This window comes from Methylobacterium sp. E-016 (assembly GCF_022829745.1).
GTDB lineage: Bacteria > Pseudomonadota > Alphaproteobacteria > Rhizobiales > Beijerinckiaceae > Methylobacterium.
Genome location: NZ_JAKSYF010000108.1, coordinates 31,994 through 52,119, shown reverse-complemented (window position 1 = coordinate 52,119; position 20,126 = coordinate 31,994). Strand labels below are relative to the sequence as shown.

Annotated in this window: 17 protein-coding genes; 6 read left to right on the top strand and 11 right to left on the bottom strand. The window is 71.6% G+C overall.

The window, feature by feature from the left end; genetic code table 11:
* Positions 1 to 23: 23 nt before the first annotated feature.
* The 5 genes from MKK68_RS13380 to MKK68_RS13360 form a co-directional block, all read right to left on the bottom strand.
* Entirely contained in the window at positions 24 to 380 is a 357-nt protein-coding gene (locus MKK68_RS13380) for a lipopolysaccharide assembly protein LapA domain-containing protein (protein WP_244030694.1), read from the bottom strand.
* Positions 381 to 483: 103 nt separating this feature from the next.
* On the bottom strand, positions 484 to 795 hold the full coding sequence (gene ihfB / locus MKK68_RS13375) for an integration host factor subunit beta (RefSeq protein ID WP_147727600.1): 312 nt from the start codon (positions 793 to 795) through the stop codon (positions 484 to 486).
* Between the two features lie 53 nt (positions 796 to 848).
* Complete coding sequence (sppA, locus tag MKK68_RS13370; RefSeq protein ID WP_147842387.1) at positions 849 to 1,832, bottom strand: signal peptide peptidase SppA; 984 nt, start codon at positions 1,830 to 1,832, stop codon at positions 849 to 851.
* A 398-nt stretch (positions 1,833 to 2,230) separates the two neighbouring features.
* Positions 2,231 to 3,955, bottom strand: coding sequence for a 30S ribosomal protein S1 (gene rpsA / locus MKK68_RS13365; protein WP_147727602.1), 1,725 nt, complete (start codon positions 3,953 to 3,955; stop codon positions 2,231 to 2,233).
* 338 nt (positions 3,956 to 4,293) lie between these two features.
* On the bottom strand, positions 4,294 to 5,001 hold the full coding sequence (locus MKK68_RS13360) for a DUF1013 domain-containing protein (RefSeq protein ID WP_147727603.1): 708 nt from the start codon (positions 4,999 to 5,001) through the stop codon (positions 4,294 to 4,296).
* Between the two features lie 374 nt (positions 5,002 to 5,375).
* Here MKK68_RS13360 and MKK68_RS13355 point away from each other — a divergent pair, with 374 nt between their 5' ends.
* Both MKK68_RS13355 and MKK68_RS13350 read left to right on the top strand, forming a co-directional pair.
* Positions 5,376 to 6,578: a PepSY-associated TM helix domain-containing protein gene (locus MKK68_RS13355; protein WP_244030692.1), complete on the top strand. Its 1,203-nt coding sequence runs from the start codon at positions 5,376 to 5,378 to the stop codon at positions 6,576 to 6,578.
* A gap of 94 nt (positions 6,579 to 6,672) precedes the next feature.
* Complete coding sequence (locus MKK68_RS13350; RefSeq protein ID WP_244030690.1) at positions 6,673 to 7,491, top strand: DUF502 domain-containing protein; 819 nt, start codon at positions 6,673 to 6,675, stop codon at positions 7,489 to 7,491.
* 1 nt (position 7,492) lies between these two features.
* On the opposite strand, the gene MKK68_RS13345 is transcribed toward MKK68_RS13350, so the two are convergent.
* Entirely contained in the window at positions 7,493 to 7,771 is a 279-nt protein-coding gene (locus MKK68_RS13345; RefSeq protein ID WP_147728587.1) for a hypothetical protein, read from the bottom strand.
* A gap of 277 nt (positions 7,772 to 8,048) precedes the next feature.
* Here MKK68_RS13345 and MKK68_RS13340 point away from each other — a divergent pair, with 277 nt between their 5' ends.
* Together MKK68_RS13340 and MKK68_RS13335 are read left to right on the top strand one after the other, a co-directional pair.
* Positions 8,049 to 9,023 (top strand): quinone oxidoreductase family protein, encoded by a 975-nt coding sequence (locus tag MKK68_RS13340; protein ID WP_243938475.1) that lies wholly within the window; start codon positions 8,049 to 8,051, stop codon positions 9,021 to 9,023.
* Between the two features lie 64 nt (positions 9,024 to 9,087).
* Entirely contained in the window at positions 9,088 to 9,717 is a 630-nt protein-coding gene (locus tag MKK68_RS13335) for a nicotinamidase (RefSeq protein WP_244030687.1), read from the top strand.
* A gap of 46 nt (positions 9,718 to 9,763) precedes the next feature.
* Here the strand turns inward: MKK68_RS13335 and hspQ are convergent, their stop codons facing one another.
* Positions 9,764 to 10,117, bottom strand: coding sequence for a heat shock protein HspQ (hspQ, locus tag MKK68_RS13330; RefSeq protein WP_147728590.1), 354 nt, complete (start codon positions 10,115 to 10,117; stop codon positions 9,764 to 9,766).
* A 133-nt stretch (positions 10,118 to 10,250) separates the two neighbouring features.
* Complete coding sequence (locus MKK68_RS13325) at positions 10,251 to 10,967, bottom strand: DJ-1/PfpI family protein (protein ID WP_147728591.1); 717 nt, start codon at positions 10,965 to 10,967, stop codon at positions 10,251 to 10,253.
* A gap of 54 nt (positions 10,968 to 11,021) precedes the next feature.
* Here MKK68_RS13325 and MKK68_RS13320 point away from each other — a divergent pair, with 54 nt between their 5' ends.
* Positions 11,022 to 12,041 (top strand): GlxA family transcriptional regulator, encoded by a 1,020-nt coding sequence (locus MKK68_RS13320; RefSeq protein WP_243938437.1) that lies wholly within the window; start codon positions 11,022 to 11,024, stop codon positions 12,039 to 12,041.
* 111 nt (positions 12,042 to 12,152) lie between these two features.
* Here the strand turns inward: MKK68_RS13320 and MKK68_RS13315 are convergent, their stop codons facing one another.
* On the bottom strand, positions 12,153 to 13,205 hold the full coding sequence (locus MKK68_RS13315) for an HpcH/HpaI aldolase/citrate lyase family protein (RefSeq protein WP_147728376.1): 1,053 nt from the start codon (positions 13,203 to 13,205) through the stop codon (positions 12,153 to 12,155).
* A gap of 226 nt (positions 13,206 to 13,431) precedes the next feature.
* Between MKK68_RS13315 and MKK68_RS13310 the strand changes: the two genes are divergently transcribed.
* Positions 13,432 to 14,736 carry a patatin-like phospholipase family protein gene (locus MKK68_RS13310; protein ID WP_244030686.1) on the top strand — a complete coding sequence of 435 codons (1,305 nt, stop codon included), beginning with the start codon at positions 13,432 to 13,434 and terminating at the stop codon, positions 14,734 to 14,736.
* Between the two features lie 7 nt (positions 14,737 to 14,743).
* On the opposite strand, the gene mfd is transcribed toward MKK68_RS13310, so the two are convergent.
* Positions 14,744 to 18,373: a transcription-repair coupling factor gene (mfd, locus tag MKK68_RS13305; RefSeq protein ID WP_244030685.1), complete on the bottom strand. Its 3,630-nt coding sequence runs from the start codon at positions 18,371 to 18,373 to the stop codon at positions 14,744 to 14,746.
* A gap of 408 nt (positions 18,374 to 18,781) precedes the next feature.
* Positions 18,782 to 19,999 carry a UbiH/UbiF family hydroxylase gene (locus MKK68_RS13300; protein ID WP_244030684.1) on the bottom strand — a complete coding sequence of 406 codons (1,218 nt, stop codon included), beginning with the start codon at positions 19,997 to 19,999 and terminating at the stop codon, positions 18,782 to 18,784.
* Positions 20,000 to 20,126 lie beyond the last annotated feature (127 nt).

The following is a 20,126-nucleotide window of genomic DNA, read 5'->3' as shown; positions in this document are numbered from 1 at the left end:
GGCCCGAGAACCGGAATCGCGCGTCAGCGCGGGGCCGGCAGCGCGGTCCGCCCCGGCAGCGTCAGGGCGGTGCCGGGCTCCGGCGGGGCGTAGGCCTTCAGCCGCTCGGTCTCGCCTTCGAGCCGGCGGATCTCGCGGCCGCGGTGGCGGACCTGGCGGCGCGCCTTGCCCTGCCCGAGCCAAGCGAAGATGCCGCCGACGACGATGCCGAGCGCCACGGCGCCGAACACGATCGCGTAGAGGGGCAGCGTCACGCTGAACACCGGATCGGGCGAGAACGGATCGAGCGAGAGGCGGACGGGATCGCGGTTGGCGACCGCGAGCAGGATCACCAGGACCGCGATGGGCAGCAGCACCAGACTCTTGAGGAAGCGGACCATCGATCTCTCCGAACCGTTCTTAACCGTGCTGCGGATGGCCCGAGGGGCCATCCGCGATCCGCCGCACCGGCGGCGACGCGGCCGCCCGGCATCCCGCGGCGCCCTACTCGGCCGCGGACTGACTCTCGCCGATCCCGGCCGCGTTGAGGCGCAGGCGCATCTCCTTGCCGGTCTTGAACACGGGGATGGCCTTTTCCGACACGGCAACGGCCGCACCCGTGCGCGGGTTGCGCCCGCGGCGCGCATCCCGGCGCTTCACCGAGAACGCGCCGAAGCCGCGCAGCTCGACCCGGTCGCCCCGTGCCAGCGCGTCGGCGATCGTGTCGAGGATCGCGTTGACCAGCGTCTCGACGTCCCGCTGGTAGAGGTGCGGGTTCTGCTCGGCGATCTTGAGGACGAGCTCCGACTTGATCATGGCGTCTGGTCTTCTCGAAGTTCCGGGGCGCGAATCCTGATGGATCGCACCGATCAGGGCGCGGCGGACGGGCTCGGGCGCCACAGCACGAGCATGCCGCCCCGGGTGACGGCCCCCGCCTCGGCCCCGGCCTCGGCCAACCGGGCGGACAGGCCGTCGAGCCCGAGGAGGTCGGCACCGAGGCCGAGCGCCGAGAACAGGCCGAAGCCCTGGCCGGAAGCCGGCTTCCAGTCGGTCACCGGCAGGTTCTTGGGCACCTTGCGCGCGCTCTCGAGCCAGGCGATCGCCTGCCGCTCGCTGCCGAGCTCGTCCACGAGCTTCAGCGGCACGCTCTGGCGGCCGCTGAACACCCGGCCGTCGGAGACCGTGGCGACCTGGGCGCCGTCCATCCCGCGCCGCTCGGCCACGAGGTTCTTGAACCAGGCGTAGGTGTCGCCGACCACCGCCGCGAGGGCGGCGCGCGCCTCCGGCGAGGTCGGGGTGAAGCCCGACGGCTCGGCCTTGAGCGGCGAGGACTTCACCGATTCGACTTTCACGCCGACCTTGTCGAGCAGCCCCGACACGTCCGGATACTGGAACAGCACGCCGATCGAGCCGACGAGCGAGGTCTCGCGCGCGACGATGTGGTCGGCGGCGATCGCGGTGATGTAGGCGCCCGAGGCTGCGGTGCCGTCGACGAAGGCGACGATCGGCTTCTTCTCGGCCAGCGCCCGCAGGTTGCGGAACAGCTCCTCGGAGCCGGTGGTGGTGCCGCCCGGCGAGTTGATCGAGACCACCACGCCCTCGACGGCGGCGGATTCGCCGACCCGCTTCATCAGCTTGGCGGTGGCCTCGCTGCCGGAGATGAAGCCCGAGATCGAGATGCGGGCGATCTGCGGCTTCACCGCACCGAACAGCCCGCCCTCCGTTCCGGCGCGGACCCGCAGGCCGACCGCGCCGACGGCGACGACGAGGCCGCCGATGCCGACGACGCGCCACAGGGACAGCTTGCGGCGCAGCCGCCGCCGGTCGATCAGGAGTTCGGCGTCGGCTGCCATGCGATGGTCTGCTCCCTCACGGTCCCGGCCGCGCGGGCCGGCCGGTTCTCAGCCCACCCGCAGACCGATGCCCGGGGCAGGGCGCACGAGGCTCACGTGCCGCGACGCGGTCCGCACCTTAGGCAGCGGTACAGACCAAGTCCTTGGCAGGCTTGAGCTCGTGGGCGCCGGGCGGTTGCCCGCGAGCGGTGTTCTAGCCCTGCCGGACACGGACCGGCAAGGGGCGCAGGGGGCCAAAACCGCATCGCCTTGCGGTTGCGCCGCGCCTGTCATGGGCCGCCGGATCGTCTTGCCCCGCCAAACGAAAGGCCCGCGCCGGACGGGTGTCCGGCGCGGGCCTTCGATCGACCGGGACCTGACGGCCGCCCGGATGGACCGGGCGGCCGGCCTGGACCGGACTACTTCTCCTCGACGTCGTCGCTGGTGCGGGCCTTCTTGAAGGCCGCACCGAGGATGTCGCCGAGCGAGGCACCCGAATCGGCGGAGCCGAACTGGGCCATCGCCTCCTTCTCCTCGGCGACTTCCAGCGCCTTGATCGACAGCTGGACGCGGCGCGCCTTGCGGTCGAACTGGATGACGCGGGCGTCGAACTTCTCGCCGGCGGCGAAGCGCTCGGGGCGCTGGTCGCCGCGGTCGCGGGCGAGCTCGGCGCGGCGGATGAAGGTCGACATGTCGGTGTCGACGATCTTCACCTCAATGCCCGAATCCTTCACCTCGACGACCTCGCAGGTGACGATCTGACCCTTCTTGACGTCGCCGGCCTCCGCGAAGGGGTCGCCGCCGATCTGCTTGATGCCGAGCGAGATGCGCTCCTTCTCGACGTCGACGTCGAGAACCTGCGCCTTGACCATGTCGCCCTTCTTGAACTCCTCGATCACCTGCTCGCCGGGACGGTTCCAGTCGAGGTCCGACAGGTGGACCATGCCGTCGACGTCGCCTTCCAGGCCGATGAACAGGCCGAACTCGGTCTTGTTCTTGACCTCGCCCTCGACCTCGGAGCCGACGGGATGCTTCTCGTTGAAGGCCTCCCACGGGTTCTGCAGGGTCTGCTTGAGGCCGAGCGAGATGCGGCGCTTGACCGGATCGACCTCGAGGATCTGCACTTCCACTTCCTGCGAGGTGGAGACGATCTTCCCGGGGTGGACGTTCTTCTTGGTCCAGCTCATCTCGGAGACGTGGATCAGGCCCTCGATCCCCGGCTCGAGCTCCACGAAGGCGCCGTAGTCGGTGATGTTGGTGACGCGGCCCTTGAGCTTGGCGTCGACCGGATAGCGCTGGGCGATGCCCTCCCACGGATCGGCGAGCAGCTGCTTGATGCCGAGCGAGATGCGGTGGGTCTCGTGGTTGATCTTGATGATCTTGACCTTGACCGTCTGGCCGATGGTCACGACCTCGGACGGATGGTTCACGCGGCGCCACGCCATGTCGGTGACGTGGAGCAGGCCGTCGATGCCGCCCAGATCCACGAACGCACCGTACTCGGTGATGTTCTTGACGACGCCGTCGATGACCTGACCCTCTTCGAGGTTGGCCACCAGCTCGGAGCGCTGCTCGGCGCGGCTCTCCTCGAGGACGGTGCGGCGCGAGACGACGATGTTGCCGCGGCGGCGATCCATCTTGAGGATCTGGAACGGCTGCGGGGTGCCGAGCAGCGGGGTCACGTCGCGCACCGGGCGGATGTCGACCTGGGAGCGCGGCAGGAACGCTACGGCGCCGTCGAGGTCGACGGTGTAGCCGCCCTTGACCTGGTTGAAGATCGTGCCGGAGACGCGCTCGTTGGCCTCGAAGGCCTTCTCGAGCTTGACCCACGACTCCTCGCGGCGCGCCTTGTCGCGCGAGATGACGGCCTCGCCGAGCGCGTTCTCGATGCGGTCGACGTAGACCTCGACCTCGTCGCCGACGGCGAGCTCGCCCTCGCGGCCGGGGCCGTTGAATTCCTTGAGGGCGACGCGACCCTCGGTCTTGGCGCCGATGTCGATGACCGCGACGTCCTTCTCGATCGCGACGACGCGACCCTTGACGACGGAGCCTTCGGTGATCTCGTGTTGGAGGAACGATTCCTCGAGCAGCGCCGCGAAGTCGTCGCGGTAGGCGTCGCGCTGCAGAGCGGTACCAGCAGTCATTCTGTCTCCTGAACGGGCTCCCTCGAGGGATGCCCTCACGTCGGCGGCTCGTGTTGCGAACGCCCCCGTTGCCGCTGCCGCTCCGGATGGGGGAGCGACCGATCCGAAAATGGGATCGGCTTGCCGACGCGTTCGTACGGTGTCCGAGGGCGGTCGTCCCGGGGCGGCGCGGCGCAACACGAGAACACGCGCGTGCGGTCGGCCCGGAAGGACGCCGGCTCTCTACAGCAACGGGCCCTGAAGTTCAACAGAAACGGATGTCGGCACGAAAATGGGCCCGCTTCCTTCGAAGCAGGCCCACGCCTTCGGTCCGGAGACTTGAGACCCCCGGGTACGATCTAGTCTTCGTCGTCGTCCGCCGGGCGGACGCCCTTGAGCTTGGCGAAGACCGAATCGGCGTTGATCCGCTCCTCGCGGCCGCCGTGGCGGTGCTCGTCGGCCTCGGGCGCCTCGTCGCGGGTGGAGACCTCGGTCGGCAGGAGCGAGGCTCCCGAATCGGCGGCGAGCGCGGCCGGCCGGTCCTTGGCGGCGCGCTGGACCTCGAAGTCGAGGTCGATCTGGGTGCACAGGCCGAGCGTCACCGGGTCCATCGGCTGCAGCGAGCCGGAATTCCAGTGCGAGCGCTCGCGGATCTGCTGGATCGTCGACTTGGTGGTGCCCACGAGCCGGATCACCTGCGCGTCCTTCAGCTCGGGGTGGTTGCGCAGCAGCCAGAGGATCGCGTTCGGGCGGTCCTGGCGGCGCGACAGCGGGGTGTAGCGCGGCCCCTTGGTGGTGCGCTTGACCTCGGGCAGCTTCACCTTCGAGACCGCGACCTTGAGCTTGTAGGCCGGCGACTTCTGCGCCTTCTCGATCTCGTCGCGGGTGAGCTGGCCCGCGGTGATCGGATCGAAGCCCTTGATCCCGGCGGCGACCTCGCCGTCGGCGATGCCCTTCACCTCCAGCGGGTGCAGCTTGCAGAAATCGGCGATCTGCTCGAAGGCGAGCGAGGTGTTCTCGACCAGCCAGACGGCGGTCGCCTTGGGCATCAGCGGACCCTGGGTCATGTTTCGCACGGGCTCCAAAACCGACGCGTGGACGGACGGGGCCGGGCATCGGTCCGCAGGCTCCGGACCGCTCGATCCGAAAGTCCCGTCTCACGCATTCAAAAGGGGAATGACCTTGTATACGCGGGGCCGCCGGAGGGCGCAATCGACTCGACGGCCTGCGACCGGGCGATCGTCGGGCGGCGCCGGGTCGAAGAACCGGCCCCGGCCCTCCGGTCCGTCCGTGTCGGGCGAAGGGTTTCGGGGCGTTCGACCGCGGCCGGGCAAGCAACGCGAGGGGACACTACCTTGAATTGTAGTAATTCGGCGTCGAGAATTTCGAGGTTCCACCGGAAGACTTGACTTCGCGTCGTTCTCATGACGTACCGCCCGCGATGCCCGTCCCCCTCCGCACCGTCCTGTTCCGCCTGCACTGGGCGCTCGGCCTCACCGCCGGTCTCGTCCTCGCCGTGGTCGGCGTCACCGGCGCGATGATGAGCTACGAGGAGGCCATCGTCGATCTCGCCAATGCCGACCGTGCGCGGATCGCGGTCCTGGACCGGCCGCATCTCGGCCCGGAGGCGCTGGTCGCGCGACTCGGCGCGCAGCGCCCGGGCCTGAGGGTGAGCACGCTGACGATCGCCGGCGACCCGGCGATCGTCCCCCGCGTGCGCTTCGCCGACGACACGTCCGGCGCGCGGCCGCCCTCGGTCTACCTCGATCCCTACGATGGCACGCTGCGCGGCGAGATCCGCGGCGAGGCGACCTTCGCGACGATCCGCGGCCTGCACCGGTGGCTGCTCCTGCCCGGGGAGGGCAGGGGCTGGGGTCGGACGATCACCGGGGCGGCGGCGGTGGCGCTGCTCGCGTTCCTCGCCACCGGCCTGTACCTGCGCTGGCCCAAGGTCCACGCCTGGCGGATCTGGCTGAGGCCGAGCCTGCGCCGGCCGGGGCGCCCGCGCTACTGGTCGCTCCACGCCGTCGCTGGCACCTGGCTGCTGCCGGTCTACGCCGTGATCGCGCTGACGGGGCTGTGGTGGTCCTACGAGCCGTACAGGTCGGCCGCGACCCGGCTCCTCACGGGCAAGGCGCCCGAGGCGCGCGCGGACCGCGCGGCCGGGCGCAAGGCGGGAGAGAGGCAAGGCGAGGCGCGCCCGGTCGGGAGCACCGAAAACCCGCTCGCCCTGGACAGGGCCTGGGCCGCGTTCCGGGCGGAGGAGGGCGCGTCGGCGGCGCTCGCGACCGTGACGCTGCCGGGGCGCGACGCGACGCGGATCCGCATCCGCTGGATCGCCGCGGCGTCCGACGCCCCGAAGGCGCGCAACGAATCGACCTTCGACGCCGCGACCGGCGCCCGCCTCTCGCGCGTGCGCTTCTCCGACGAGGCGCTCGGCCGGCAGATCGCCGAGTCCATGCTCGAGGTCCATCGCGGGCGCTTCTTCGGTGGGGTCTTCGCCCTGGTCTTCTGCCTCGCCGCGCTCATGATGCCGCTGCTCGCGATCACCGGCCTCGTGCTCTACGTCCTGCGCCGGCGTGCCGGGGCCGCGCGACGGTCGGCGCCGCGCGGCCCCGGTCTCGTCGCCGAACCGCGGCCTTGAGACGGGCCGGCGGAGGGAGTAGGTCTGAGGGCACCGGAGCCGTGCCCGGCATCGTGCCTTCGCGACCTTGCCTTCGGGGGCTGCCCTGGTTTCCGTGAGACCGCCGACCACGCTGCCGCCGTCCGAGCCGGACCCCGCGGGCCCCCGCCCCCGCGTGAGCGCGCGCGGACGGCTGCGGACGTACTTCCTCACCGGCATCATCGTCGCGGGGCCGCTGGCGATCACCGCCTACATCACGTGGTGGATCATCACGCTGATCGACGGGTTCGTGAAGCCGCTGGTGCCGGCGAGCTACCTGCCGGACCATTACCTGCCGTTCTCGATCCCGGGGCTGGGCATGCTCATCGCCTTCGTGGCGGTGACCCTGCTCGGCTTCCTCACGGCGAACCTCGTCGGGCGCAGCGTGATCGAGTTCGGCGAGGTGCTGCTGGCGCGCACGCCCGTGATCTCGGGGCTCTACAAGGGCCTGCGGCAGATCTTCGAGACGCTGTTCTCCGCCAACGGAACCTCGTTCCGCACGGTCGGCCTCGTCGAGTTCCCGGTGAAGGGAACCTGGTCGGTGGTGTTCCTGTCGGCGCCGGCCGCGCCCGACGTCCAGGCGGCGCTTCCCGGCGGCAAGGGAGAAGCAGGGGAGGACGGCCGCAACGACTATGTCGGCGTGTTCCTGCCCTGCGCGCCGAACCCGACCACGGGGTTCTTCTTCTACCTGCCGCGCACCGACATCATCGAGGTCGGGATGAGCGTGGACGATGCGGCCAAGCTGGTGATGTCGGCCGGCGTCATCCAGCCGGACGATCCGCAGGCCCGGCTTCAGGCCATGGCCGCGACCCTGCGGACGGCGCAGGGGCTCGCGCCCGAGACGTCGCGGGAGACGCCGCCGGCAGGCGCCGCCCCGCGTCGCGAAACGGTCTGACTCAGGAGGCGCTGGCGGTGACGACGGTCTTCGGCGTCGCCGCGACGCGGTTGCCGCTCATCCAGCCGGTCGAGGTCTCGGCGGCCAGCAGGAGCGCCAGGGCGAAGCAGAGGCCGTTGGCGGCGATCCAGAGGGGCCGCGCGGCCCGGCGAACCGCGATACCCACGTCGGAAGCCTGCTCGGAGGCGGCGTCGGAGATCGGCAGCAGCCAGGGCTCGTGAGCGAGGGACTGCCATCCCTCGGAAGACCCCGGCAGGCGTTGGAACGGTCCGGTCAGCATCGCTGTCCTCCATCTTTCCCGTGACGGCCTGAACGAATCAGCCTTTCGTTCAGGTTCAGTTAAGATTGAAACATGGCCACTGCAAGGCATGCTCGGCGACGTGGGCCTCTCAACCGCGTCCGGGCCGATCGCGTTCCCTCCCCGGATCGATGATTTGCTCGCGGCGCCGGGATGCGCGCCCCGCTCTGTATCGCCCGCCCCGATCGAAGCCATTGCGCCGGGCGCCCCGTCCCTTATCTCGCCGGGCACGATCTCACGCGAGGAAGAGGCGACGACGATGCCGAAGGCGATACGCGTTCAGGATTACGGCGGCCCCGAGGTGATGGCCTACGAGGACGTGCCGACGCCGCAGCCCGGCCCCGGCCAGATCCGCATCCGCGCCGGCGCGATCGGCGTCAACTTCATCGACATCTACTTCCGCTCCGGCGCCTACAAGGCGGCACAGCTGCCGTTCACCCCGGGCAAGGAGGTCGCCGGGACCGTGACGGCGGTCGGCGAGGGCGTGACCGGGTTCTCGGTCGGCGACCGGGTCGCCACCGGATCGGGGGAGGGCACCTACGCCGAGGAGCCGCTGATCGCGGCCTCGGCCGCCGTGCACGTGCCGGACGGGATCGACGATTCGACCGCCGCCGGCATGATGCTGAAGGGGCTCACCGCCGAGTACCTGCTGCACCGGACCTATGCGGTGAAGCCGGGCGACACGATCCTGTGGCACGCGGCCGCCGGCGGCGTCGGCCTGATCGCCTGCCAATGGGCCAAGCACCTCGGCGCCACCGTCATCGGCACCGCCGGCTCGGCCGACAAGGCGGAGCTCGCCCGCGCCCACGGCTGCGACCACGTCATCCTCTACCGCGAAGAGGACGTGGCGGCCCGCGTCCGCGAGATCACCGACGGCAAGGGCGTCCCGGTGGTCTACGACGGCGTCGGCCAGGACACGCTGATGGGTTCGCTCGATTCGCTGGCCCCGCTCGGCCTGCTCGCGAGCTTCGGCTCCGCCTCCGGCCCGATCAAGGCGCTCGACCTCGGCCTGCTCGCCGCCAAGGGCTCGCTCTACGTGACGCGCCCGACCCTGTTCACCTACGCGAGCCGCCCGGAGATCCTGGCCGAGATGGCGAAGAACCTGTTCTCGGTGGTGCAGAGCGGGGCGGTCAGGATCCCGGTCAACCGGACCTACAAGCTGTCGGAGGCCCAGCAGGTCCACCGCGACCTCGCCGGCCGCGAGACCACCGGCTCGACGGTGATGGTCCCGTGATCCCGGGATCGCCGGATCGGAGGATCCCGGGCGGACGCCGTTCCGCCGAAGCCGGGGGCTGCCCGTGACGGTCGGCGCGGCCGAGGCCCTGATCGTCGTCGACGTGCAGCACGACTTCCTGCCCGGCGGCGCGCTCGCGGTGCCCGACGGCGACGCCGTCGTCGCGCCGATCCGGGCGCTGGCCGCGCGGTTCCGGACCCTGGTGCTGACGCAGGACTGGCACCCGGCCGGGCACGTCTCGTTCGCGAGCGCGCATCCGGGCCGGGCGCCGTTCGAGACGGTGCGGCTGGCCTACGGCGAGCAGGTGCTGTGGCCTGACCACTGCGTGCAGGGCAGCGCCGGGGCGGCGCTCGCCCCCGGCCTCGACCTGCCCGGCGCCGCCCTCGTCCTGCGGAAGGGCCTGAGCCCCGGAGTCGACAGCTACTCGGCCTTCGTCGAGGCCGACGGGACGCCGACGGGGCTCGCCGGCTACCTGCGCGAGCGCGGCGTCCGGCGCGTGGTCCTGTGCGGGCTCGCCACCGATTACTGCGTCGCCTGGAGCGCCCTCGATGCGCGCGCGGCAGGCTTCGAGGCCGCCGTCGTCGCGGACGCGACACGGGCGATCGACCAGGGCGGATCGCTCGCCGCCGCCTGGGCACGGATGGAAGCCGCCGGAATCGGCAGGGCGACGAGCGCCGACGTCACGGGATCGTAGGCCCCGAAGGCGCTCGGAGCCTCGGACGGCGCGCGTCCCGAAACGGTCAGTTCGCGGTGCGGTCGCGCATGCGGTAGGTGCCGCCGGGGTCGCGCTCGAACATCTCCGGGATGCCGGCGTGGCGCAGGCTCTCGCCCGAGGTGTCGGGCACCAGGTTCTGCTCGGACACGTAGGCGACGTACTCGGTCTCGGCGTTCTCGGCGAGCAGGTGGTAGAACGGCTGGTCCTTGCGCGGACGCGCCTCCTCGGGGATCGCCAGCCACCAATCCTCGGTGTTGTCGAACACCGGGTCGACATCGAACACGATGCCGCGGAACGGGTAGATCCGGTGGCGCACCACCGCGCCGATCCCGAACTTGGCGATGCGCAGTCTCGATTCGGTCGGTCGCGGGTCGGTCATGGCCTGATCCATCATGACGGATCAGATAGGCGCGGATGGCGGGCTTGTCACCGGGTTCCGGGGGCGGTGCATCGGAACCGACCCGCGTCGCAGGTCGCCCGCGCCCGTGCGGCCGGCGTGATCGAGGCGAGCCTCACCCGCCGGCGGGGAGGGCGATCCCGAGCTCGGCGGCGACCCTGCGTGCGGTCGCCTCCCGCCGCGCGGTGATCTCGGCGACGCCGGTGCGCGCCCGCTCGAGGATCGCGGCCGGGGCGGTCCGCGGCGTGCCGCTGTCGAAGGGCGGCTCGGGGGCGTATTCCATGCCGAGCTGGATCGCCTGGGCGACCTCCGGGCCGCGCAGCTCGGCCGCGAGCCGCAGCGCGCCGTCGATGCCCGCGGTGACGCCGGCCGCGAACACCCACGACCCGTCGACCACGACGCGCCGGTCGACGGGCTGCGCGCCGAAATACGGCAGCAGCGCGAAGGCGCTCCAATGCGTCGTCGCCCGGCGCCCCCTCAGCAGCCCGGCACCGCCGAGGAGCAGGGCGCCGGTGCAGACCGAGAAGACGTGCCCGGCTCCCCCCGCCTGCCGCCGGATCCAGCCGAGCACGGCCTCGTCCCGCATCAGCGCCTCCTGGCCGAAGCCGCCGGGCACGTGCAGCACGTCGAGCTGCGGCGCATCGGCCAAGGCCGCGTCGGGGGTGAGCCGCAGGCCGCGGACGTCGCGCACGCTCTCGGCGGTCGGGGCGTAGATCCGGTAGGTCGCGTTCGGGATGCGGGACAGCACCTCGAACGGGCCGGTGAGGTCGATCTGGTCCAGCCCCTCGAACAGGAGCGAGCCGATCTGCAGGTGGGTCTCGGGGGGGATCATCGCGGGGTCTCCGTGGTGGACAGGGACACCCTAAGGCCTCAAGATCTGGCCGGGATGCCAGACGACCCTCGTTTCCAGCCAGATGCCGCTCGAACCCATACCGTTCGAACCCACGCCGGATCGCCCCGCATCGTCGAGGTGCTGGCCTTTCCGTCCGTGCAACTGCTCGACGTGGCCGGTCCGCTGCAGGTCTTCGCGACGGCCAACGAGCAGGCGCGGGGCTCGCGGCCCTACGCGCCGCGTGTGGTCGGCTGGGGCGACGGCGCGCTGACCTCGTCCGCGGGCCTGCGGCTGGCGGTCGACCCCCTGCCCGACCGCGACGCCCCGCTCGACACGCTGATCGTCGCCGGCGGCCCCGGCGTCGTCGCGGCCTCGGCCGACGCGGACCTCGTCGACTGGATGCGGGCGCGGGCGGCGCGGGCGCGGCGGGTCGCCTCGGTCTGCACCGGCGCCTTCCTGCTCGGGGCGGCAGGGCTCCTCGACGGGCGCCGGGCGGCCACCCACTGGGCCCATTGCGAGCGGCTCGCCGAGCTCTATCCGCTGGCGCGCGTCGAGCCGGACCCGATCTTCGTGCAGGACGGCCCGGTCTGGTCCTCGGCGGGGATCACCGCCGGCATCGACCTGGCGCTGGCGCTGGTGGAACAGGATCTCGGCCGTGCGCTGGCGCTCGGCGTCGCCCGCCATCTCGTGATGTTCCTCAAGCGCCCCGGCGGGCAGGCGCAGTTCAGCGCGGCGCTCGCGCTCCAGGCCGGCGACGACCGGTTCGACGCCCTCCATGCCTGGATCCGGGAGAACCTGGCCGGCGACCTCTCGCTTCCGGCGCTGGCGGCGGTGGCGGGCATGAGCGAGCGCAGCCTCGGCCGGCACTACCGCGCGGCGACCGGGCTGACGCCGGCTAAGGGGGTGGAGCGCCTGCGGGTGGAGGCGGCGCAACGGGCGCTGTCCGAGACCAGGCGCCCGGTGAAGCGCATCGCGCAGGCCTGCGGCTTCGGCTCGGAGGAAACCATGCGTCGCAGCTTCCTGCGGCTCGTCGCTGCGCTGCCGCAGGATTACCGAAGCCGGTTCGGGCCGTGACGGCTCATGCCGGACCTCATGGGCGAGAACCCGTGAGGTCCGGCGGAGAGCCGCCGCCCCGCGGTCGCGGGGGCCAAGCCTCGATGCGTCGGGCTCATCGAGGTCTGGTCATCAGCCGAGCTTGTACACCGCGGCCAGCTCCGGGTCCTTGGCCGCCACGAGCTTGGCCAGGTCGACGATGACCTTGGCCTGCTTCCAGGTGGCGTCATCCTGCATCTTGCCGTCGAGCATCACCGCGCCGGTGCCGTCGGGCATCGCCGCGACGATGCGGGCGGCGAAGGCCACCTCGTCCGGATCGGGGGCGAAGACGCGCTTGGCGATGGCGACCTGGTTCGGATGCAGCGTCCAGGCGCCGGCGCAGCCCATGAGGAAGGCGTTGCGGAACTGGACCTCGCAGGCCGGGCCGTCGGAGAAGTCGCCGAACGGGCCGTAGAAGGCCTTGATGCCGTTGGCCATGCAGGCGTCGACCATCTTCGCGATGGTGTAGTGCCAGAGGTCCTGCTGGGCGGAGGCGCGGGCGACGCCCTCGCCGGCCGGGTCGGCGATCACGCGGTATTCCGGGTGGCCGCCGCCGACGCGGGTGGTCTTCATGCCGCGGGACGCCGCCAGGTCGGCGGGGCCGAGGCTCATGCCGTGCATGCGGGGCGACGCGCAGGCGATGGCGTCGACGTTGGCGACGCCTTCGGCCGTCTCCAGGATCGCGTGGATCAGGATCGGCTTCGTCACGCCGTGGCGCGCCTCGAGCTGGGCGAGGAGCTGGTCGACGTAGTGGATGTCCCACGGGCCCTCGACCTTGGGGATCATCACCACGTCGAGCTTCGAGCCGACGGCGGCCACGAGCTCGAACAGGTCGTCGAGAAACCACGGCGAGTTCAGCGCATTGATGCGGCTCCACAGGCCGGTGCCGGTCGCCGCGAAGTCGGTCGCCTGCGCCATCTGGACGAAGCCCTTCCGGGCCGCCTCCTTCTGGTCCATCGGCACCGCGTCCTCGAGGTTGCCGAGCACGACGTCGACGGTCGGCGCGAGCTCCGGCACGCGGGCGCGGACCTTGTCGTTGTGCGGCGGCACGAAGTGGATCATCCGCTCCAGCCGCACCGGCAGCTCGCGGAAGGGCTCGGGCGCGCCGGCGGCGAGCGGCTGGAAGAAGCGGCGCGGCAGTTTCATGGAAGAACCTCGTTGCAGGTCGGCTTGCCGAGTCGGCGTGACGGACCGGTTCGTCCGGTTAGTGCAAGCACAGGCCCGGCGTAAAGCGATCCGCGTGGCAAGCGTCATGGTGCGCTGCCGCACGAATGGCGCGGCCGGCTCGGTGGTCGTGCCCGGTTGCGGGAACACCGCGGACGGCGCAGCGTTTTCGAAACGAGGCGGGTCAATCGGTATCGGGAAACGGGCTATGCCCTCTTCGAAGACGCGTCAGCTCGCGCTTTGCGCGACGATCCTCGCACTTGGAATCGGTGCACCTGACCTTTCCCGTGCCGGATCGGATACTGCCAAACGCACCGAGCGCACGGCGTTCACCGCCGGCGAGATCGCGACGGCGCGTCCTGCCGCCCTGAAGGGCGCGATCCGCATCGCCGGCGACGACGGGCAGGCCTTCCAGGCGCTGATCGACGGGGCGTCCGCGGCGGCCAACCCCTGGCTCGTGCTGTCCGGCGGCGGCGAGAACGGCGCCTTCGCCGCGGGCCTCCTCTCCGGCTGGAGCGCGAGCGGGCGCCGCCCGGCCTTCGGCGTGATCACCGGCGTCTCGACGGGCGCCCTGATCGCCCCCTTCGCCTTCATCGGTGCCGCCGGCGATGCCGCCCTGCGCGAGGCCTACACCACGGTCTCGGCGGCGGACGTGTTCGAGTTCGGCGGCTCCGCCGAGGCCCTGACCGACACCTGGCCGCTCAAGCGCCGGATCGAGAAGGCGGTGACGCCGCGCCTGCTCAAGGCGATCGCCGCCGAGCACGCCAAGGGCCGGCGCCTGCTGGTCGCCACCACCGAGCTCGACACCGAGCGCCCTGTGCTGTGGGACATGGGCGCGATCGCGACGATCGGCGACGACAAGGCGCTGAACCTGTTCCGGTCGATCGTGCTGGCCTCGTCCGCCGTGCCGGGCGTGTTCCCGCCCGTCTCGATCGACTCGACGACCGTCGACGGCAAGACGAACCAGGGCAAGACGATCCAGGAGATGCACGTCGACGGCGGCACCACGGCGCCGTTCTTCCTCGCGCCGAAGCCGGCGCTGATCGCGGCGCAGACGGGTGCCGGCGGGGTCAGGATCCCGGCCCGGACGGTCTACCTCGTCGTCAACAACAAGCTCGCGCCGTACTTCCAGATGGCGACGCACACCACGCTCTCGGTGCTCGGCCGGGCGATGTCGTCGGCGATCAAGGCGCAGACGCGCGACGCCCTGGCGCTGGCCGACGCCTTCGCCCGCCGCGAATCCATCGACCTGAAGGTCGCCGAGATCGACGACCGCTTCACCGACACCTCGCCGGCCCCGTTCGACCAGCGCTACATGAAGGCGCTGTTCGCCCACGCGGAGAAGCTCGGCCAGGAGGGCACGGCCTTCGGCGGACCGGAGGCGCTGGCCGAAGGCTCGTCGAACCTGCCGACCGGCTCGCTCGGCGCGCTGCATCCGAAGGCCCCGCAGCCGGCGACGCCGCGCCTGGACGCATCCCGACCGGACGCCTCGCAGGCCCTGGCGACGCGCTGAGCGGCGCTTACGCCGCCTTCTTCTTCCCCCCGCGCTCGGCGATCCCTGCCAGCGCCCGCACCACCTGCGTCGCGGTCTTGAGCCGGGCCGGGATCGAGTCGAGCTCGCGGATGAAGACCACGCTCATGTCGGGCCGGACCTTCGCGAACGAGGCCTGCTCGGCGACGTAGGCGACCAGCCCCTGCGGGTTCGCGAACGACTTGTCGCGGAAGTGGACCACGACGCCCTTCGGCCCGGCCTCGACCTTGGCGATGTTGGCGGCCAGGCACAGGATCTTGATCGTCACGATCTTGAGCAGCTGCTCCACCTCCGGCGGCAGCGGCCCGAAGCGGTCGATCAGCTCGGCGCCGAACGCCTCCATCTCGGCGTCGTTCTCCAGGGTCGAGAGCCGGCGGTAGAGGGCGAGCCGCACGCCGAGATCCTCGACATAGGTCTCGGGGATGGTGACCGGGGCGCCGAGCGCGATGGTCGGCGACCACGCCTCCTCCACCGGCTCCTCGTAGCCGGCCTTGAGCGCGGTGACCGCGTCCTCCAGCATCTGCTGGTAGAGCTCGTAGCCGACCTCCTTGATGTGGCCGGACTGCGCGTCGCCGAGCAGGTTGCCGGCGCCGCGGATGTCGAGGTCGTGGGAGGCCAGCTGGAAGCCGGCGCCGAGCGTGTCGAGCGTCTGCAGCACGGTGAGGCGCTGCTCGGCCTGGGCGCTCAGGGTGCGGTTGGCCGGCGTCGTGAACAGGGCGTAGGCGCGGGCCTTGGAGCGGCCGACGCGGCCGCGGAGCTGGTAGAGCTGGGCCAGGCCGAACATGTCGGCCCGGTGCACGATCAGCGTGTTGGCGGTGGGGATGTCGAGACCGGATTCGACGATCGTGGTCGAGAGCAGCACGTCGTACTTGCCCTCGTAGAACGCGGTCATCACGTCCTCGAGCTGGCCCGCCGCCATCTGCCCGTGGGCGACCGCCACCGTGGTCTCGGGCATCTCGGTGTCGAGGAAGCGCTTCACCTCGGCCAGATCCTCGATCCGCGGCACCACGTAGAACGACTGGCCGCCGCGGTAGCGCTCGCGCAGCAGCGCCTCGCGGATGGTCAGCGGATCGAACGGCGTCACGAAGGTGCGCACCGCCAGGCGGTCCACCGGGGGGGTCGCGATGATCGAGAGGTCGCGCACGCCCGTCATCGCCAGCTGCAGCGTCCGCGGGATCGGGGTGGCCGAGAGCGTCAGCACGTGCACGTCGGCCTGCAGCGCCTTGAGGCGCTCCTTGTGGCTGACGCCGAAATGCTGCTCCTCGTCGACGATGATCAGGCCGAGGTCCTTGAAGGCGATGGTCTTGGCCAGCACCGCATGGGTGCCGACCACGATGTCGACGGTGCCGTCGGCGAGCCCGGCGCGGGTCTGCTTCATCTCGGCCGCGCCGACGAAGCGCGACAGCTGCGCCACCTGGATCGGCAGGCCCTTGAAGCGCTCGGCGAAGGTGCGGAAGTGCTGGCGCGCGAGCAGGGTGGTCGGCACCACCACCGCCACCTGCCGCCCGGAGATCGCGGCGGCGAAGGCGGCGCGGAGCGCCACCTCGGTCTTGCCGAAGCCGACGTCGCCGCAGACGAGCCGGTCCATCGGGCGGCCCTCGTTGAGGTCCGAGAGCACCGCCTCGATCGCGTTGGCCTGGTCCTCGGTCTCCTCGAAGGCGAAGCGGGCGGCGAACTCGCCGTAAAGGCCCTCGGGCGGCACCAGCCGCGGCGCCTGCCGCACGAAGCGCTGGGCGGCGACCTTGATGAGCTCGCCGGCCATCTCGAGGATGCGCTTCTTCATCCGCGCCTTGCGGGCCTGCCAGCCGGCGCCGCCGAGGCGGTCCAGCGCCACCTCGGAATCCTCTGAGCCGTAGCGGGTCAGGAGCTCGATGTTCTCCACCGGCAGCAGCAGCAGGCCGGTGGCGTATTGCAGCTCCAGGCAATCGTGCGGGGCGCCGGCCGCCGTCACCGTCTTCAGGCCGACGAACCGACCGATGCCGTGGTCGGCGTGCACGACGAGGTCGCCGGGCTGAAGCGCCTGCACCTCCAGGATGACGTCCTGCGGGCGCTTGGACTTCCGCTTCTGGCGCACCAGCCGGTCGCCGAGGATGTCGCCTTCCGAGATCACGGCGAGCTGGCCGGCGGTGAAGCCCGATTCGAGGCCCCAGACCGCGACGGCGACGTCGGTGCCGCGCTTCAGCGCGTAGACGTCCGACAGGCGCGAGATCGCCATCGGCTTCCTGAGGCCGTGGTCGGCGAGCACGCCGCAGAGCCGGTCGCGCGAGCCCTCGGACCAGGATCCGAGGATCACGTGATGACCGGATCCCTGCAGATCCTTCACGTGCGCCACCGCCGCGTCGAAGACGCTCGCCGCCTCGCTCGCGCGCTCGGCGGCGAAGGTGCGGCCGGGCTCGGCGCCGCAATCGATGGCCGGGCCGCCGGCCCCGCCCTCGGGCACCGCGAACGGCATCAGGCGGGCGACGGAGCAGGCCGCGATCCGGTCGCGCAGCTCGTTCTGGGTCAGGTAGAGGGCGCGCGGCGGCAGCGGCTTGTAGGGCGCGACGCCCGATTGCGGGGTCTTGCGCGCGCCTTCGCGAGCCTGGAAGTAGTCCTGGATCAGGGCCAGCCGCTCGGCGGCCGCATCCTCGATCTGCGGCTCGAACACCATCGGCACCCCGGCGACGTAGTCGAACAGGGTGTCGAGGGATTCGTAGAACAGCGGCATCCAGTGCTCGAGGCCGGCATAGCGCCGGCCCTCGCTCACGGTCTCGTAGAGGCGGTCGTCGCGGGTCGCGGCCCCGAAATTGGCGACGTAGCCCTGGCGGAAGCGCCGGATGGTCTCGGTGGTGAGCTGGACCTCGCTCATCGGCACGAGATCGAGGGAGCGGAGCTGGCCGACGGTGCGCTGCGTCTCCGGATCGAAGGCGCGGATCGATTCCAGCGTGTCGCCGAAGAAGTCGAGGCGGATCGGGTTCGGGAGCCCCGGCGGCGACAGGTCGAGGATGCCGCCGCGCACGGCGTACTCGCCGGTGTCGCGCACCGTCCCGGTGCGCAGGAAGCCGTTGGCCTCGACCCAGGCCACGACCTTGTCCATCGAGACGACGTTGCCGATCGCGACGGAGAAGGTCTCGACGGCGATGCGCTTCATCGGCGGAACGCGCTGGATCAGGGCGTTGACCGTGGTGCAGACGATGCGGGGCGCGGCCTCCGAGGAGCGCGTGCGCGTCAGCCGCGAGAACGCGGTCATGCGCTGCGCCGCAGTGGCGCCGTTGGGCGAGACCCGGTCGTAGGGCTGGCAATCCCAGGCCGGCACGCTCATCGCCTCGATCTCGGGCGCGACGAACTTCAGGGCGTTGACGAAGGCCGCCGAGCGCCCGGAATCGCGGGCGACGTGGACCAGCACCGCCGGCCCCTCGAAGCCGGCGCTCAGGGCGCGCGCGAGGTCGGCCACCACCAGGGCGTCGAACCCGTCCGGGACGCCGGCCAGCGTCGGGCTCTCGCCGCGCGCGAATGCGTCGCGGATCCGCGCCAGCGGCCCGGACTTGGGAAGCGCGAAGCGCGCCGTCTGAACCTTCGGCGCGGGGACCGGGGGCGCGGGCGTCTTGGATGCGGACGTCTTGGATGCGGGCTTGGCCATCGGGTGTCTGTTCGTCGTCGAATCGGGCGGGCAGGCGATGCCCGGGGGCGGGACGTGGAGCCCGCGAGACGGGATGTATAGACCGGAAGGCAGGGTGTCAGGAGGCGGCGATCCGACGATGCGGCGCTCCGACCCGGGCCGCCATGGTCCGGCCGGACGAATGCAGGGGATGAGCTTTTCGAGGCAACCTACTCGAAATCAGCGATTTTCGATCGTTTTTTCCCGAGGCGGCCCCGTCGGCTCTTGCGCCGACAGGGCCAGCATGGAGCGGCTCGGGTCGGTGCTCCGCATGCCGGTGTCGCAGGGGCGGATCGCCGGAGGGACGCGCACCCGATTTTCGCGCCGAAACGCTTGATGCTCAACGCGAGCCGATAGGGACAACCCACACGTCGAAAAGAGTTTTTCCGTTCAGTGCGTGGCCCGCATCTGCTCGGGTGCGCCGAGTCGCGGCAGGACGCCCTCGCGCATCACGGCGCGGCGCAAGGGCCCGATCGCGCTCATCGCCAGCAGGCCGAAGCCGCGCAGCGCGTCGACGGGCACGAGGTCGGCGAGCAGGCTCCGGTTGAGCGTGTCGACCGCCGTGGATCGCAGCGCCGCGTCGAGCCGGCGGGCGCGGGCGAAGCCGGACAACGCCGCGCGGGAGCCCGGATCGCGGCGCTCGCGGGTGGCACCGAGCACCGCGTCCCGAAGGGCGGCGGCATCCCGCAATCCGAGGTTCAGGCCTTGCGCGCCGATCGGCGGGAAGACGTGGGCGGCCTCGCCGATCAGGGCGAGGCGGTGGGCGGTCGGGGTCGCCACGGAGAGGCCGCGCATCGGCACCAGGCCGCGGGGGCCGTCGATCCGCATCGTCCCGAGCATGCCCTGCGCCTGGCGCGTGACCGCCTCGGCCAGCGCCGCGTCGTCGAGCGCGGCGAGCCGGCGCGCGACGCCCTCGGCCGCGACCCAGACCAGGCTCGAGCGGTTCCCCGGCAGCGGCACCAGGGTGAAGGGGCCTCCGCGGGTGTGGAACTCGGTCGAGACGTCGCCGTGCGGGCGGTCGTGTGCGAGGATCGTGGTGATCGCGGATTGCGGGTAGGACCAGTCCCGCACCCGGATGCCGCTCGCGCTCCGCAACGGCGACCGCCCCCCGTCCGCGGCGACGACGAGCTGTGCCGAGACGCGCCCGCCATCGACGAGCCGAACCTCGGAAACCTCTTCGCCAGGAACGGCTTCCGCGGCATCACTCTCGAACAGCGTGAGGTTCGCGGTGGCGCGTGCCTGCCGGCGCAGGGACTCGACCAGGAGCCGGCTCTCGACGTTCCAGCCGAACGCTTCCAGCCCGATCTCGCCGCCCTGGAAGCGCGCGGGCGGGGGGCGGAACAGGCTGCCGGTGTCGTCGATGATCTGCAGCGTCGCCAGCGGGCCGGCCTGCGGGGCGATGCCGCCCCAGGCCTTCAGCGCCGCGAGGAAGCGCACGGACCCGTTGAGCAGGGCGACGGTGCGCCCGTCGGCCACGGGTGCATGGCGTCCGACCAGGGCCGTGGGCACACCGTCGCGGGCGAGCGCCAGGGCGGCGGCGAGGCCCGCGGCGCCGGCGCCGACCACCGCGACGGCAAACGTCCTGTCCTGTCGGGGAGGCTGGGGCACGGGCGGAGAATCCTTGGTACGACCCAAACGGATCTAGGGCGATCGCGCGCGCCTGTCGCCCATGCTGCGGCAACCCGCGCCGGCGAGAGCATGGTCCGTGATCCGTCAATCGCGGACACGGCTCGCT